Annotated in this window: 17 protein-coding genes; all 17 read right to left on the bottom strand. The window is 35.2% G+C overall.

Annotated elements, in window-relative coordinates:
• Positions 1-76: 76 nt before the first annotated feature.
• Positions 77-1,585, bottom strand: a complete 1,509-nt coding sequence (gene atpA / locus EP747_RS09740) for a F0F1 ATP synthase subunit alpha (protein ID WP_056469307.1) — start codon at positions 1,583-1,585, stop codon at positions 77-79.
• A 22-nt stretch (positions 1,586-1,607) separates the two neighbouring features.
• The gene (locus tag EP747_RS09735; RefSeq protein ID WP_056469304.1) at positions 1,608-2,147 is read right to left on the bottom strand and encodes a F0F1 ATP synthase subunit delta; all 540 of its coding nucleotides are present in this window, start codon (positions 2,145-2,147) and stop codon (positions 1,608-1,610) included.
• Positions 2,144-2,674 carry a F0F1 ATP synthase subunit B gene (gene atpF, locus EP747_RS09730; RefSeq protein WP_129689697.1) on the bottom strand — a complete coding sequence of 177 codons (531 nt, stop codon included), beginning with the start codon at positions 2,672-2,674 and terminating at the stop codon, positions 2,144-2,146. The genes EP747_RS09735 and atpF overlap by 4 nt, the downstream gene beginning before the upstream one ends.
• Positions 2,675-2,849: 175 nt before the next feature.
• Complete coding sequence (gene atpE / locus EP747_RS09725) at positions 2,850-3,065, bottom strand: F0F1 ATP synthase subunit C (protein WP_025568599.1); 216 nt, start codon at positions 3,063-3,065, stop codon at positions 2,850-2,852.
• Between the two features lie 75 nt (positions 3,066-3,140).
• Complete coding sequence (atpB, locus tag EP747_RS09720) at positions 3,141-3,875, bottom strand: F0F1 ATP synthase subunit A (protein ID WP_129689696.1); 735 nt, start codon at positions 3,873-3,875, stop codon at positions 3,141-3,143.
• Between the two features lies 1 nt (position 3,876).
• On the bottom strand, positions 3,877-4,221 hold the full coding sequence (locus EP747_RS09715; RefSeq protein WP_165346955.1) for an ATP synthase subunit I: 345 nt from the start codon (positions 4,219-4,221) through the stop codon (positions 3,877-3,879).
• 40 nt (positions 4,222-4,261) lie between these two features.
• Positions 4,262-4,486, bottom strand: a complete 225-nt coding sequence (locus EP747_RS09710) for an AtpZ/AtpI family protein (protein ID WP_025568596.1) — start codon at positions 4,484-4,486, stop codon at positions 4,262-4,264.
• A gap of 262 nt (positions 4,487-4,748) precedes the next feature.
• Positions 4,749-6,953, bottom strand: coding sequence for a S8 family serine peptidase (locus tag EP747_RS25085; RefSeq protein WP_129689695.1), 2,205 nt, complete (start codon positions 6,951-6,953; stop codon positions 4,749-4,751).
• A gap of 175 nt (positions 6,954-7,128) precedes the next feature.
• Complete coding sequence (locus EP747_RS09700) at positions 7,129-7,761, bottom strand: AmiS/UreI family transporter (protein ID WP_129689694.1); 633 nt, start codon at positions 7,759-7,761, stop codon at positions 7,129-7,131.
• A 113-nt stretch (positions 7,762-7,874) separates the two neighbouring features.
• Entirely contained in the window at positions 7,875-9,059 is a 1,185-nt protein-coding gene (locus tag EP747_RS09695; RefSeq protein WP_129689693.1) for a NupC/NupG family nucleoside CNT transporter, read from the bottom strand.
• 120 nt (positions 9,060-9,179) lie between these two features.
• Entirely contained in the window at positions 9,180-9,584 is a 405-nt protein-coding gene (locus tag EP747_RS09690) for a cytidine deaminase (protein WP_069033737.1), read from the bottom strand.
• A 139-nt stretch (positions 9,585-9,723) separates the two neighbouring features.
• Positions 9,724-10,389 (bottom strand): deoxyribose-phosphate aldolase, encoded by a 666-nt coding sequence (gene deoC / locus EP747_RS09685; protein ID WP_114345152.1) that lies wholly within the window; start codon positions 10,387-10,389, stop codon positions 9,724-9,726.
• Between the two features lie 325 nt (positions 10,390-10,714).
• The gene (locus EP747_RS09680) at positions 10,715-11,656 is read right to left on the bottom strand and encodes a sugar-binding transcriptional regulator (RefSeq protein ID WP_129689692.1); all 942 of its coding nucleotides are present in this window, start codon (positions 11,654-11,656) and stop codon (positions 10,715-10,717) included.
• A gap of 243 nt (positions 11,657-11,899) precedes the next feature.
• Positions 11,900-12,529, bottom strand: a complete 630-nt coding sequence (gene upp, locus EP747_RS09675) for a uracil phosphoribosyltransferase (protein WP_129689691.1) — start codon at positions 12,527-12,529, stop codon at positions 11,900-11,902.
• Between the two features lie 277 nt (positions 12,530-12,806).
• Positions 12,807-13,325, bottom strand: a complete 519-nt coding sequence (locus EP747_RS09670; RefSeq protein ID WP_129689690.1) for a DoxX family protein — start codon at positions 13,323-13,325, stop codon at positions 12,807-12,809.
• 225 nt (positions 13,326-13,550) lie between these two features.
• Entirely contained in the window at positions 13,551-14,792 is a 1,242-nt protein-coding gene (glyA, locus tag EP747_RS09665) for a serine hydroxymethyltransferase (RefSeq protein ID WP_129689689.1), read from the bottom strand.
• Positions 14,793-14,960: 168 nt separating this feature from the next.
• Positions 14,961-15,527, bottom strand: a complete 567-nt coding sequence (locus EP747_RS09660) for a TIGR01440 family protein (protein WP_129689688.1) — start codon at positions 15,525-15,527, stop codon at positions 14,961-14,963.
• Positions 15,528-15,585: the final 58 nt, after the last annotated feature.

Here is a 15,585-nt window from a genome sequence, read left to right as displayed (position 1 = left end):
CCACCTTTTGGTAAACAGTTAAATGAAGGACGAGCTAGAGCCCGATCCTTCAAATCCAGATATTTAAATCGCCTTATTATTTAGAAGCAATAAAGTTCTTTTTAAAGCTTGTGATTGCAGCGTCAAGGTCAGCTTCGTTTGGTAATTTACCAGTATCACGAATAGCATCTAATAGACCTTTTGCGTTAGCGTCCATCCAAGCTAACATTTCTTCTTCAAAACGAGTAATGTCTTCAACTGCTACGCTGTCCAAGTGGCCACGTGTTAATGCATATAAAGATGTTACTTGTTTTTCTACTTTTAATGGTTTGTGTAAACCTTGTTTAAGGATTTCAACTGTACGAGCACCACGGTTAAGTTTAGCTTGAGTTGCTTTATCTAAGTCTGAACCGAACGCAGCAAATGCTTCTAGCTCACGGAATGACGCTAAGTCAAGACGTAGCGTACCTGCTACTGATTTCATCGCCTTAGTTTGCGCTGAACCACCAACACGTGATACAGAAAGACCTGCATTAATCGCTGGACGTACGCCAGAGAAGAATAAGTCAGACTGTAAGAAGATTTGTCCGTCAGTAATCGAGATTACGTTTGTTGGAATATAAGCTGAGATATCACCAGCTTGTGTTTCAATGAATGGTAATGCAGTTAATGAACCGCCACCTAACTCATCATTTAACTTAGCTGCACGCTCTAATAAGCGAGAGTGTAAGTAGAATACATCCCCTGGATATGCTTCACGACCTGGAGGACGTTTTAATAATAGTGAAAGCTCACGGTAAGCTACCGCTTGTTTTGATAAATCATCGTATACTACTAATACGTGTTTACCATTGTACATAAACTCTTCACCCATTGTTACACCAGCGAAAGGAGCTAAGTATAACATTGGAGCTGGAGATGAAGCAGGTGCAGTTACAACGATTGTGTAATCTAATGCGCCATGCTTACGTAAAGTTTCAACAAGTCCACGAACTGTTGATTCTTTTTGACCAATTGCTACATAGATACAGATCATGTTTTGGTCAGCTTGGTTAAGGATTGTATCGATTGCTACAGCTGTTTTACCAGTTTGACGGTCACCGATGATTAACTCACGTTGTCCACGTCCGATTGGTACAAGAGCGTCGATCGCTTTGATACCTGTTTGTAATGGCTCATGTACTGATTTACGTGCCATTACGCCTGGAGCAGCGTTTTCAATTGGACGAGATTTAGTCGTTTCGATTGGGCCTAATCCATCAACTGGTTGACCTAATGAGTTTACTACACGTCCTACTAATGCTTCACCAACTGGAACTTGCATGATGCGTCCAGTACGACGAACTTCGTCGCCTTCTTTAATGCCTGTGTAAGGTCCTAAGATGATAATACCTACGTTGTTTTCTTCTAAGTTTTGTGCTAGTCCCATAACGCCGTTAGAGAACTCAACTAGTTCTCCAGACATACATTGGTCAAGACCATGAGCACGAGCGATACCGTCACCAACTTGGATAACTGTACCAACATCACTAACTTCTATTTCAGTTTGGTAATTTTCGATTTGCTTTTTAATCAGCGCACTGATTTCTTCAGCTTTGATGCTCATGCATTTCACCCCTATCTACAAACTATTTTGCGATTAATTCACGTTCAATTCGAACAAGTTTATTTTTTAAACTGCCGTCAAAAATACGGTTTCCTACACGAACTTTATAACCACCGATTAAAGATGGATCAATTTCGTTTTTCAAACGTATTGAGTTTTTACCTAATTTAGAAGCGAATAACGCTCCAATTTTATCTAGTTCTTCCGAAGACATTGCCGTTACAGAGTAAACTGTTGCATCTGCAATATTACGAGTTTCATTTGCAATTTTTACATATTCAGTTACTAAGTTAGAAATAGTGCTCATTCGCCCACGATCAACTAATAAGCATACTAGATTTAATACCGTTTCAGAGATTGAAGCAAACGTGTCATTTAAGACAGACTTTTTGCTTTCTTTTGTGATACCAGGGTGTTGTAAAAACTTATTTAATTCTAAGTTTTCTACATACTCCTTTTTCACTACTTGTAAATCATGTTCAACAGTTTCTACTAAATTTTGTTCAGTTGCTAATTCAAAAAGAGCGTTTGCGTAGCGTTTTGCAACTAATTCGTTACTCATTTAGCTTCGCCTACTTCTTTAAGATATTGATCAAAAATAGCAGATTGGTCTTCAGACTTCACTTCTTTTTCAAGTACTTTAGAAGCAATTAATACAGATAATGAAGCAACTTGTTGTTGAACTGATTGTACTGCAAGCTCTTTCTCACGAGTAATTTCACGTTTAGCGCTTTCTTTCAAGTTTTCAGCTTCTGCTTTTGCTGCGGCAACGATTTCTTCACGTTGTACATCAGCTTGCTTTCTAGCTTTCTCAAGAAGCTCACGAGCTTCAGTTCGAGCAGCAACTAACTCTTGCTTTTGCTCTTCAACTAGTTTCATTGCATCAGCGTTGTTTTTCTCAGCTGAATCTAATTGATTAGCGATGTGATCTTCACGTTGTTTCATAATTCCCATTACTGGTCCTAAAGCATACTTTTTCAGAAGAGCAAGTAAAATCAGGAATATTACTAATTGATACACGACATTGCCCCAAGGTACACCAGAAACATGCCCTGCTTCAGCTAATACGAATAGTGATCCGTTTAACACAAGCTTTCACTCCCTTCAAGGGTTTCATTTAATTATTTTTTTATAACATAGCCCTAATCTCTTACCGACCTGGACTTAACTTTCAAAAGGAATCCTTCAAACACTTAGTGTCATAAAGGAATGGCGAAGTAAATGTGAACACAAACCTCGCCATTTTTTAATAATTTGTATAATCTTAAGCTTTACCAAATGCCATGAATGCGATAACTACTGCGATGATTGGAAGTGCCTCAACTAATGCAACCCCGATGAACATTAAAGTTTGAAGAGTTGAACGTAATTCTGGTTGACGAGCAACACCTTCTACTGTACGTGATACAATTAAACCGTTACCAATACCTGCACCTAGTGCACCTAAACCTATTGCGATTGCCGCTGCGATTAAAGCCATTTTAAATTTCCTCCTTCTTATAAATAAGAAATATATTTTTTATAATAATTTTTAACTAACTACTTAATGAGCAGATTAATGCTCGTCCGCCACTTTATGTGACAAGTATACCATTGTTAACATTACGAAGATAAACGCTTGGATTGAACCTACGAATACAGAGAAACCTTGCCATACTAGCATTGGTATTGCTGCTGCGATTGTCCAAAGGATACCTTCTCCTGCACTTGTTGCATAAGCATGTGTTCCCATAGTTGCAAGTAATCCTAGTAAGATCTCACCCGCAAAAATGTTTCCATAAAGACGAAGACCTAGCGTTAATGTGTTTGCTAATTCCTCAATAATCTTTAGTGGAAATAAGAATCCCATTGGCTGGAAAAATCCTTTTCCATAAGCCTTAAAGCCTCTCATTTTAATACCATAATAATGTGATAAACCAACAATAAAGATTGCTAACGATAACGTAATAACTGGGTCAGATGTAGGTGATTTCCAAACAGACTTTCCATCGACTGAAATATCGAAAGGAAGACCTAACATATTTGATACAAATATGTACATCAGCAATGTCACACCTAATGTAAGGAAGCGACCACCAGTTTCCCAATCCATTGTACTTCCAATAATGTTTTTAACGAAATCTACAACCCATTCTAAAAAGTTTTGCTTACCTGTTGGGCGTAATTGCAGACTTCTTGAACATGTAACTGCGATGATAAAAACGATTACTGCAGCAATGGTAGTCATCAGAACATTTGTTAACGTAAAATCTAAACCAAGAAAATGATAATTATAAGTGCCGTGTTCCAATTTATTCACCTCTCTTCCTTGCAAAAGACGTTTGTTGTAATGCAAAATGTATCATAATGACAAGATGTCCTGTCATTAGTCCCGCAGTTAGTGCCGGTATGCTCACAAAATTTTCATACCGAAGCGCGATGACCATAGCTAGAGCCACCGCTGAAAGACAAATTACAGTACCTAAAGAACGAACTTTTTGTTGCTTTAAAACTCGGTCAAAGAAGGTATTTATCTTTCTGTGTAGAATCCATATACAATAAAAGCTAGTTACTGTTCCGAGAATATAGCCTGTGAATATTGTTTTATAGTCGGTAAATGCCCAACCCAAAACAGCTAAAGAAATGATATACAACATATCTCGTGTGAATCGTCTAAAATTATCTTTTTGCATGTAACTAGTCCCCTGGTGTGAATTGCTTAACTAATTTAAGCGTGCCGTAGATTCCAGTAAATAATCCTAACAGTAAAAAGATGATCATAAATACTGGTACTGGCCAATTAAAAAATGAATCAATCCATCTTCCTAGAAAGATGCCTATGAGAATAGAACCGACAAGCTGAGCTAGAATGGAAGACATGAGTGCCATTGCTTTAAGAGGATGTTGATTGTTGTTTTTCATACAAAATCCCTCCATGTCAATTTTCATTCTCCAAAAAATTGCCAAAAGTCTTATCATGGTTAATTCTACAACAAATATTTGCTAAAATCTCTAAACATTGAAAACGTTCACAAATTGTTCACAAAACGTTCAAAAAATTTTAATAACATAGTATTTACATTCGATGAAAACCCTTTTAAACATTCCTGTTAAGCATACAATATGTTACAAAAAAGTGTCAATTACCTAAATTAAAAAACTATTAAAAATTACTTACCAATTTTTAGTCTTCTACATAAATTTTAGCGACATTGATGTAAGATTCAGTTGCACTTTCATATTGTTTACGTTTATAAAAGATCACAAACTTATAAATTCCACTTTTAGGAAAATCTTTTAAAACTAGTTCCTTCTTGATAATCCCCCTTTTACTATTCTCCTGTTCATCAATTACACCTAACAAACGGAATGTTTCTGATTCAAAAACAGCGATTTTGTATTCCTCAACCTTACTTGGTAAATAGAGTTCATATTTATAGCGATTTTTACCTTTTACTCTTCCAAAGTGAAATCCCATTACTGACGGAAAGTTCGGTTCTCCTTGTAGTAATAAAAATGGCATTCTTAGATTTTCATCATCATTTGTACTGAACGTAATTGCCCCATCATAAAATCCATCTCTTAATACTTTCGTATCAACTGTTGCAGTAAGACTAATCTTTTTGCTAGTGTGCGCTGGGATTGTAAAAGGCTTAGGTAATACCCATTGTATTCCAGTGGCTGGCTGATTATTTATAGCTGTAACTTGTTTTGGCATATTTGATTTATTAGATATTTTTACTACAAAATCTTTCTTTATTTGTAAATCTGTTTTTCTAGTTACTCCTAAAGATAAAGACGTCGGGAATAATGTTGTCTCAGTCTCTAGTGCTTTTTCAATATCTAATCTTCCAGCCCCTTGTTCGTACGCATGATACATCTTTTTATTATTCTTATATAATGGTGTTGCTGTATTGACTAGCACACTTTTTAAATCGTCCATACTCCAATCTGGGTGCAATTGTTTTACTAGTGCAGCTGCCCCAGCAACATGTGGACTTGCCATACTCGTTCCTTGAAGTGCTAAATATCCACCTGGAATTGTACTTTTTATTTGTACACCTGGAGCTAATAAATCCGGCTTCATTTGCCAAGTACCTGTTACCGGTCCTCTAGAGCTGAAATCCGCTAGAATATCAACCTTCTTTTCATGTCCAGTTTTAGCTTCCACTTTACTTTTTTCAATGATTTTCTTAATCATTAAGCCTTCTTTTCTTGAAATAGTCGCAGCTGGAACAGTAAATTTCCCTTTAATTTGTCCGATGAAATTTCCATCAATATTATTGAAGACAATAACAGCCTTAGCACCAGCATCTTGAGCATTTTTCACTTTATCAGTGAATGTGATTTTTCCCCTTTCAAGCAAGACAATTTTGTCTTTTACTCTTTTTAAATCGCGTTTTTCCCCATATTTCTTAAATACAAATCGCCCATTTAAACCTTTGCTCCATTTAGCAGATCCAATCATAGGACTAATAATTGTCTCCTTATTTTTCACGTGTATAGATGGGAAAAGAACAGGTGGATAGCTCGCACCCACTGTTAAAGCCTTTGAAGCAGTTGCGGGAGAACCAACAGTCCATAGTCCTGGTCCAGAGTTTCCTGCAGCCGTAATTGCAAGTACACCCTTCTCTACTGCCTTATCTAATGCAATACTTGTCGGCCAGTCTGGACCGTTCACATCATTACCTAGTGATAAATTAATAATATCTACTTTGTCCTTCACTGCTCGCTCAATTGCAGCCATAACAGTTTCAGATGTACCAACGCCACCAGGGCCAAGAGCACGGTATGCATAGATTTTTGCCTTAGGGGCAACGCCTTTTCTTTTTCCATTAGCCGCTATTACACCAGCTACATGGGTACCATGAAATGTACTTTTTTCTTCAAGCTTAGTTTCCATTGGGTCTTTATCTAAATCAATCGTATCGTAACCGCCACCATAATTTGCTTTCAAATCAGGATGTCTGTAATCTACACCAGTATCGATTACTCCTACCTTAACGCCTTCACCAGTAATCTTTCTTCCCCTTTGATCCTTATATAATTGAGCTTCGTCCGCTCCAATAAAAGGGATGCTATCTTCTAAATGAGCTCTATAAGTTGTAACAAAATGCATATCCTTTACTAACGGCATTTTAGCTAACTGTGATAACTCTTCAAGAGAACCCGATACTGAAAAACCATAGTACGTCTCAGTGTATTGTTGCCTTACGGTTACATTTGGGAAACGGTCACCAATATATTTTATGGCCTGTGTAATCATTCCGTCTTTAATCGAAATTAAAGCTACTTGTTTTTGTTGTTCATGTGCATTTACATAAACATCTTTAAACGGAAATAGTAAAAAAACTAAACAAATAATTATTTTAAGAAAGTAATTTTTCATTCAATGCAGGTTCTCCTTTATATAAGATATTTTCTTTTTAGCTTTCTCACTAATCGTTCATTCATGTATAAAAAGGTAATTTTCTCTAGAACCTACAAAGTTTTCAAAATAAAAAAAGACTAACTCTAGGTAAAGCATTAAGCTTCCCTAAAAAGTTAGTCTTTTTGTATTATCATTAGTTTTTTAATTCAGGTTGGTTAAACAACTGGAATTTTTTATTTGTAACGTACGCTTTAACCTCATGTATGACAAAATACAATATTGATGCTCCTAAAACTACGATCCATGCATTTGAAATTACTGTCTCCTGCCAAATCCCTAAAAGCATAAAAAATGCAGGAAGAGTAATTGTAGTCCAAGATTGAATCATTGCAACAATACCTGTGTATCGTTCTATTTTCTTACCTAATACTAGACCAGCAAAAAATAGATACCATAAATATGCCCACATAACCCATAATAGTCCGCTTACAACATCATGAATAATAGCAAAATTCACGAAAGCCCAAAGTACAGACATGATGGATACCCAAAGTGAGAACCAACCTAAGCCAGTTCCATTAAAACCTTTAAGATTTGTAAATCCATTATATAAATAAGTTATACCAAAAAAGAAAATGCTTGCCGTATTAAATAATTCCCACTTACCAGCACCTAAATGCATTAATAAGTAAATAGGAAAAACGATTTGTAATGTACCTACAAATAAGTTTAATAAAGCTGCACTTTTAGCATTCGCTTTATTTAATAAAACAAGACTATTTAAAAACAGAGTTGCACCAGATAAAAGTAAACCTACAGATCCCATAGTGACTTGTTAAAAAGAAAATTGTTAAAAATTCACTTTTTAACTCAACCCTCCTACTTTAAGAATTAGAAAAAAATACAAGCGCCTGATCAAAGTCAAACGCTTGGATTAAATTATTTTAAAACGATCCCTACGATAATTGCCGTTAAAACACTTACTAATGTTGCACCAAATAATAATTTTAAACCGAAACGAGCGACAACATTACCTTGTTTCTCATGTAAACCTTTAACTGCTCCTGCAATAATACCAATTGATGAGAAGTTAGCAAATGATACAAGGAATACTGATACAATTCCTAATGTACGAGTTGAGAATTCTTTACCTTGTTTTGCTAAATCCATCATCGCAACGAACTCATTTGAAACAAGTTTTGTTGCCATAATACTACCCGCATCAACCGTTTCTTTAAATGGTACGCCCATTATGAATGCGAATGGAGCAAATACATAACCTAAAATCCCTTGGAATGAGATTCCAAAAATCATATCAAAAACATTATTGATTCCACCAATTAATGCAACAAATCCAATTAACATTGCTGCAACGATGATTGCTACTTTGAAACCATCTAAAATATACTCACCAAGCATTTCGAAGAATGTTTGCTTTTCTTCTTCTTGTACTGTTAAGATATCCTCTTCAGCTGAAACCGTATACGGATTGATGATTGATGAAATAATAAATCCACCAAATAAGTTCAAAACAATTGCTGTTACTACGTATTTTGGCTCAACCATTGTCATATATGCACCTACGATTGACATAGATACTGTTGACATCGCTGATGCACAAAGAGTATATAAACGATTTTTAGGTAAATGACCAAGTTGTTTTTTTACTGAAATAAATACTTCAGATTGTCCTAAAATTGCAGAAGCTACGGCATTATAAGACTCTAATTTACCCATACCATTAATTTTACTTAAAATTACACCAATGTATTTGATGACAAATGGTAAAATCTTTGTAAACTGTAAAATACCAATTAAAGCTGAAATAAATACGATTGGTAATAGTACACCTGTGAAGAAAGGAAATGCACCTTTATTTGCCATTCCGCCAAATACGAAATCTACACCCTCACCAGCATATTCTAATAACTTTCCAAATCCATTTGAAATACCTTTAATTAAAACTAAACCTACTTCTGTGTTTAATAATAAGAAAGCTAAAATGATTTGAATAACCACCATGATTAAAATTGGACGGTATTTAATGTTTTTACGATCACTACTAGCGATGAAAGCAAGACCGAAAACAACTAGAAGTCCAATAAGAGCAATAATATATTTCATGTTTCTCCCCCGAAAATCCAATAAGTTTATTTTTATATAATATAAGCGCTTTCAAAACGAACACAACTTTTTATTTGTTGGATGTCAGACATCATATAGAAGTTGGATGTCAGACAAGGATTAACCTTGTAAATCTTTTGAACTAAATGATCCAGGAAGTAATTCCTTAACAGTTGTTTCAGCGATGTCACCTTTTAAGTTGGTTAAGTAAACTTTTGTATTTTCATCACTAAATTCTGCGATTACTTGTCTACATGCACCACATGGTGAAATTGGTCCTTCAGTGTCCCCTACTATTGCGATTGATTCGATCTTTGCTGAACCGTTACCCGCAGCGACCGCACTAAATATAGCAGTTCTTTCTGCACAATTTGTTAGTCCATAAGAAGCATTTTCTACGTTACAACCTGTGTAGACCGTTTGGTTATTCAATAAAATTGCTGCACCTACTTTAAATTTAGAGTAAGGAGCGTATGCGTTTTCACGAGCCTTTAAAGCTTCATTGATTAATGATTGTGTATTCATATTTATCACCCTTTAACGAATTGTTAGGTAATTCTTTATTAAAGTGTGTGAGTTTTGTCTTCGCCTTACCATATTACCAACGTAAGAGCTAAAGAGCAATAACTCACTCACTTTTTTTTATTTTAAAATTATTTTGAAATTAATAAGCTGTGTTTGCTTCTTCACCTTGAACGATTTTAACACCTGAACTTGTTCCGATACGGTTTGCACCAGCAGCCACTACATTTTCTACGTCTTTTAAGTTACGAACACCACCAGAAGCTTTAACGCCTACGTTTTCTCCAACAGTTTTACGCATTAATGCAACGTCTTCTACTGTTGCTCCACCAGTTGAAAATCCTGTTGATGTTTTTACAAAGTCAGCACCAGCTTTTACTGATAATTCACACGCTCTAACTTTTTCTTCATCAGTTAAAAGACAAGTCTCAATAATTACTTTTACTAAAGCTTTACCTTTAGCAGCTTCAACAACCGCACGTACATCTCTTTCAACTAATTCGTCATTTTTTTCTTTTAATGCAGAAATATTGATAACCATATCAACTTCCTCAGCACCATTTTCAATTGCGTTTGTAGTTTCGAATGCTTTTACTTCTGGAGTGTTTGCTCCTAGAGGGAAACCAATTACCGTACAAACCTTTACAGAAGAATCCTTTAATAATTCACTTGCATAAGAAACCCATGTAGGATTGATACAAACTGATGCAAAGCTAAACTCTTTTGCTTCTTCAGCTAGTTTTGCAATTTCCTCTCTTTTTGCGTCAGCTCGTAATAATGTGTGATCTACTAAATTTGCGTAATTCATATATAGTCGCTCCCTTAATGGTTTTATTTTAAATAAATGTTTATTTACTAAGTTACTTTAAATATGTCTTTACTATAACACCGCCGTGAAATTTTGTAAAATACAAATTGAACTTATGTTCAAAGATAATTTTTCCTATCAAAATAAAAAAGGGGCTGTCTCCTAAGTCAGGTTAACTGACACAAAAGACTCCTCCTTTTTAATTGTAAAAATATCTGATTTCGAGGATATCCACTATTGTGACACCCTCTTTTTTAAGAGTTACTAGTTGGATACATGACATAGGGAAGGGCAAAGTCTTTTCATAACTTTACCCCTCCCATTCTTATCCTTGCGCTAGCAATCTTTTTGCAGTAAATTGATCGGTTATTAATATGTTTGCATATTTACCCATTAAAGCACCGTGAATAGCGTTTATTTTTCTTTCTCCACCTGCGACTAAAATAGACTTTTCTTTACTTCTTAGCTCATCTAACTCAATTCCAATCGTTCTTCGATCAAGAAGTTCAGAATAAATATTTCCTTCTTTATCAAAAAAGCGTGAGCAAATATCTCCTACAGCAAATGTTTGTAAATCTGTCTCTTCCTTCTCGTTTAAGTAGCCAACTCTAAATAGCAGGGCATCTTTTTTAACAGTTCCTACAGTAAAAATTGCGACATTTGATTGTTTTCCCAATTCGATTAATCGACCAATATGGCGATCTTCCTCGACCATTTGTTTTACTTGCGGATTATCAAATATAACTGGTAATGGTAAATATCTTGGAACGGTGTTAAATGCTTCGGCAAACAAATTTACCGTTTCAGATGCATAAGTATTCGTTTTAGAGTAACTTACTCCACCATTTAGCTGAATTACTTCTACACCCTTTACTTGTTTATTACTTAACTTTGTTGCAATATGATACATTGTTGTTCCCCAAGTTACTCCTACAACGTCACCATCATGGACTAAATCTACTAACACATCCGCAGCCTTTTTGGTGATTGTTTGCAAAACTTCATTGTAGTCATCAATTGGTGAATAGCAAACCTCAACAGATTGTAAACTATATTTCTTTTTTAACTCACGGGCTAAATCTTGATTGCCTTCTAGGGGGTCAATAATTTCAATGCGTACATAACCCAATTCCTTTGCTTGTTGGAGTAATCTTGATACAGTTGGACGAGAGATTCCTAATTGTGTCGCGATCTCTTGTTGACTAAAGTCAGAATCATAGTAAAGTCTTGCAGCATCTATTATTAACCTTTGTTTTTCGAGTGACATTCCCTAATCCCCTTTAACTTACCAATCCTTATTTCACGTTCAAATTTTTAATTATTATACCCCTTTTAATTTAAAGAAAACTCGTCGACTGACGAGCCTTTTAGGCGAAGGCAGAGGCGTAGTTGCACTTATACTTAATTCCTAAAATTGGCGACTACGTCGAGTAAGCTACCTCGCTGCCAATTTATACTTTCTTAATGTGAAAAAAAGCTCTCCTATGCTAGGAAAGCTTTTAAAATGTAATTACTTTGTACCGAATAAACGATCTCCAGCGTCACCAAGACCCGGAACAATATAACCATGATCGTTTAATTTTTCATCAAGGGCAGCTATGTAAATGTCCACATCTGGGTGTGCTTTTTGTAAAACTTCAACACCTTCTGGAGCTGCAATTAAGCACATAAACTTAATATTTTTAGCACCACGTGTTTTTAAAGAGTTGATTGCTTCAACTGCTGATCCACCTGTCGCAAGCATTGGATCAATCACAATGAAGTCACGCTCTTCTACATCCGTAGGAAGTTTAACGTAATATTCAACCGGTTTTAAAGTCTCAGGATCGCGGTATAATCCAACGTGTCCAACTTTAGCTGCAGGAACTAATTGAAGGAAGCCATCAACCATTCCTAGACCTGCACGTAGAATTGGTACAATCCCTAATTTTTTACCAGCAATAACTTTTGCCTTTGCAGTAGCTACTGGTGTTTCGATTTCCACTTCCTGTAGTGGTAGATCTCGTGTGATTTCAAATGCCATTAAGCCTGCAACCTCATCAACTAGTGCACGAAATTCTTTTGTTCCAGTGTCTTTTCTACGAATTAAAGAAACTTTATGCTGAATTAACGGATGATCAAAAACGTATACTTTACTCACTTTTATCGCTCCTTGCAAATACTTAGTAATTTATTATTCTTAAAAAGAATACCGAAAGCGGTTAAATAATTCAAGCCACATCATACAATCGCTTAGAATTAATTTAGAACTTTTTTACATACAAACTTCAATATTTCCTTTTTTTACTAATCTAATTGCTATTTTGACCCATTTTGAATAAAAAACTCCTCTTCCTCATTAAAATGAGTTAGAGAAGTTAAGTTTTTATCTTATACGCAAAGAGAGAACCAAATGGTTCCCTCTTTGGTGTGTATAGTTAAGATACTTTACTTAAATTATGATCTGGTGCTTTTGGAGCGAAAGAAGTTTTTCTATTAATAAACTTGCTAATATAATGATCCAATCCGATACGTCCTGCATTTGAACCAGCAATTATAATAAAGATTCCTAGTAATACCATTTGTGGATTTGTACTAGTTGTGCCACTAAACATAAATGCGAAGTTCATCATTAAACCAAAGAACATTGCTGTTTTTGTAAAACATCCAAGAATAAGTCCAAGTCCGATTGCGAATTCTCCAATAGGTACTAAAAAGTTAAATAAATCGATGTTTGGTATTGCAAAGTTTGTAAGGAAGTCTGCCCACCAGCTTTGAACCGCTGGATGTTCACCTGTGGCACTTTTAACTGCAAATCCTAAAAATCCTGAAGCATCGAATCCGCCAGCTGATAACTTACCCCAACCTGCATGGATCCACTCATAACCTAAATAAAGACGAATAATAGTTAAGAAACCAGATGCAATTTTATTAGTTCTTAAAAAATTAATAAACATAATTTTTGCCTCCGTATGGAATAATTTTTAATTGCTGTTTACATGAGTTATTGTACTCTATTTCGAATTCATAATGTGAAGTTTTTCACAAGTTTAAATGAACATTTTGTGAACTATATCACAAACCTTTTAAAAAATAAAGCTATCTTTAGTATTACTGCACCTTCAATGATATCAGCAATTGAAAATACAGTTCTAAAGATAGCTTACTTTATACTTTATTTATTAAAATGTAGGATATAATTCGTATTTGCTAGATAAAGCATTAACTCGATTACGAGATGCTTCTAGTACTTCTTGATTTTCGTGGTTTTTTAATGTCTCAGCAATGATTGATGCAATTTCATCCATATCTTCTAAAGTAAATCCTCTTGAAGTTACAGCAGCTGTACCGATACGGATACCACTTGTTACAAATGGGCTTGCTGGATCAAATGGAATTGTATTTTTGTTACATGTAATACCAACCTCATCTAATACGTGCTCAGCAACTTTACCTGTTAACTCTAATGAACGAACATCAATTAAAATTAAGTGATTATCTGTGCCACCAGATACTAAATTTAAGCCGTGAGATTTCAAGCCTTCTGCTAAACGAGCAGCGTTTTCGATGATAGCTTGTGCATACTTTTTAAAATCTTCTTGTAATGCTTCACCAAATGCTACAGCTTTTGCTGCAATTACGTGCATTAATGGCCCACCTTGAATTCCAGGGAAGATTGATTTATCAATCGCTTTTGCGAATTCTTCTTTACATAAAATCATACCACCACGTGGTCCGCGTAATGTTTTATGAGTAGTTGTTGTAACAAAATCAGCATATGGAACTGGATTTTGATGAAGACCTGTTGCTACTAAACCAGCGATATGTGCCATATCAACCATTAAGTAAGCTCCAACTTCATCTGCAATTTCTCTGAATTTTTTAAAGTCAATTGCTCTTGGATAAGCACTTGCACCAGCTACAATTAATTTAGGCTTATGAGCTTTAGCCTTTTCTAATACATCTTCATAGTTAATTACTTGAGTTTCTGGATCTACTCCATACTCAACGAAGTTATATTGTACCCCACTGAAGTTTACTGGACTTCCGTGAGTTAAATGTCCACCATGTGATAAATTCATACCTAATACTGTATCACCATGTTTTAAAATAGTGAAATAAACTGCCATATTCGCTTGAGCACCTGAATGAGGTTGAACATTTACATGTTCTGCTCCGAAAATTTCTTTTGCACGGTCTCTTGCAATGTTTTCTGTGATATCTACATATTCACAACCGCCATAGTATCGTTTGCTTGGATATCCTTCAGCATATTTATTAGTTAATACTGAACCTTGGGCTTCCATTACTGCTTCACTTACAAAGTTTTCAGAAGCAATTAACTCGATTTTAGTACGTTGTCTACCTAACTCTAACTGTATTGCCTCATACAATGATGGATCTTGCTTTTTTAAATTTTCCACAGTTATATCCCCCTTTTTGTAAAACACGAACATTACTAGTATAAATTTACTATATTATTCGATAAAACGACCGAATTCCTTTCTATTTTACCATGTTTTGCATTGAAAATGAAAGATATATCTTTCAAATAACTAACATTTAACTATTCTATTATAATAAAAAACGCTTTATTTCACGTCTTCATCTATTGAGTAAACTGCACGAGCACCACCAATCAACTTTGGACGAGTTTTTGCCGCCGTTATATGAGCTTGTCCAACTTGTTTAATACTTGTTCTCAAAGGAACTGCCACGTGCTTTAAATGCATACCGATTAAAGTATCGCCAATATCAATCCCTGCATCAGCTTTAATGTGTTCAACAATTACAGCATGATCTAAATGTCTATATGCGAATGAAGCAAGAGCTCCTCCTGCAGTACGAACTGGAACCACTGTTACCTCATCTAGTTGTAAACTTTTTGCCGTCTTCCTTTGAACAACTAATGCTCTGTTCAAGTGTTCACAGCATTGGAATGCTAATTGTACACCTGTTTCATCTTGAAAAGCCTTAATCTCATTAAATAAAACTTCCGCTACTTCTATTGTTCCTGAAGTTCCAATTCTTTGTCCGCTAACCTCACTAGTACTACATCCAATGACTAAAACATGCTCACTTGTAAACTTTACATGATCATTTAGCTCGTTTAATAATGATTTTATTTGCCCGGCTACTAACCTTAATTCTTCATTCATCTATTTTGCTCCTTTCGTAGAATATTTCTTTAAATTGACTAACATTCTATTACTCATT

The organism is Gottfriedia acidiceleris (genome assembly GCF_004138285.1).
GTDB lineage: Bacteria > Bacillota > Bacilli > Bacillales > Bacillaceae_G > Gottfriedia > Gottfriedia acidiceleris_A.
The sequence above is the reverse complement of the archived record's forward strand: the minus strand, read 5'-3'. Positions and strand labels throughout refer to the sequence as shown.

What these genes read in the sequence shown, in the direction of transcription:
- atpA (WP_056469307.1), bottom strand. Translation starts at nt 1,585, where the DNA reads ATGAGCATCAAAGCTGAAGAAATCAGTGCGCTGATTAAAAAGCAAATC.
- EP747_RS09735 (WP_056469304.1), bottom strand. Translation starts at nt 2,147, where the DNA reads ATGAGTAACGAATTAGTTGCAAAACGCTACGCAAACGCTCTTTTTGAA.
- atpE (WP_025568599.1), bottom strand. Translation starts at nt 3,065, where the DNA reads ATGGCTTTAATCGCAGCGGCAATCGCAATAGGTTTAGGTGCACTAGGT.
- EP747_RS09715 (WP_165346955.1), bottom strand. Translation starts at nt 4,221, where the DNA reads ATGTTGTATATCATTTCTTTAGCTGTTTTGGGTTGGGCATTTACCGAC.
- EP747_RS09710 (WP_025568596.1), bottom strand. Translation starts at nt 4,486, where the DNA reads ATGAAAAACAACAATCAACATCCTCTTAAAGCAATGGCACTCATGTCT.
- EP747_RS25085 (WP_129689695.1), bottom strand. Translation starts at nt 6,953, where the DNA reads ATGAAAAATTACTTTCTTAAAATAATTATTTGTTTAGTTTTTTTACTA.
- EP747_RS09700 (WP_129689694.1), bottom strand. Translation starts at nt 7,761, where the DNA reads ATGGGATCTGTAGGTTTACTTTTATCTGGTGCAACTCTGTTTTTAAAT.
- EP747_RS09695 (WP_129689693.1), bottom strand. Translation starts at nt 9,059, where the DNA reads ATGAAATATATTATTGCTCTTATTGGACTTCTAGTTGTTTTCGGTCTT.
- EP747_RS09690 (WP_069033737.1), bottom strand. Translation starts at nt 9,584, where the DNA reads ATGAATACACAATCATTAATCAATGAAGCTTTAAAGGCTCGTGAAAAC.
- deoC (WP_114345152.1), bottom strand. Translation starts at nt 10,389, where the DNA reads ATGAATTACGCAAATTTAGTAGATCACACATTATTACGAGCTGACGCA.
- EP747_RS09680 (WP_129689692.1), bottom strand. Translation starts at nt 11,656, where the DNA reads ATGTCACTCGAAAAACAAAGGTTAATAATAGATGCTGCAAGACTTTAC.
- EP747_RS09670 (WP_129689690.1), bottom strand. Translation starts at nt 13,325, where the DNA reads ATGTTTATTAATTTTTTAAGAACTAATAAAATTGCATCTGGTTTCTTA.
- EP747_RS09660 (WP_129689688.1), bottom strand. Translation starts at nt 15,527, where the DNA reads ATGAATGAAGAATTAAGGTTAGTAGCCGGGCAAATAAAATCATTATTA.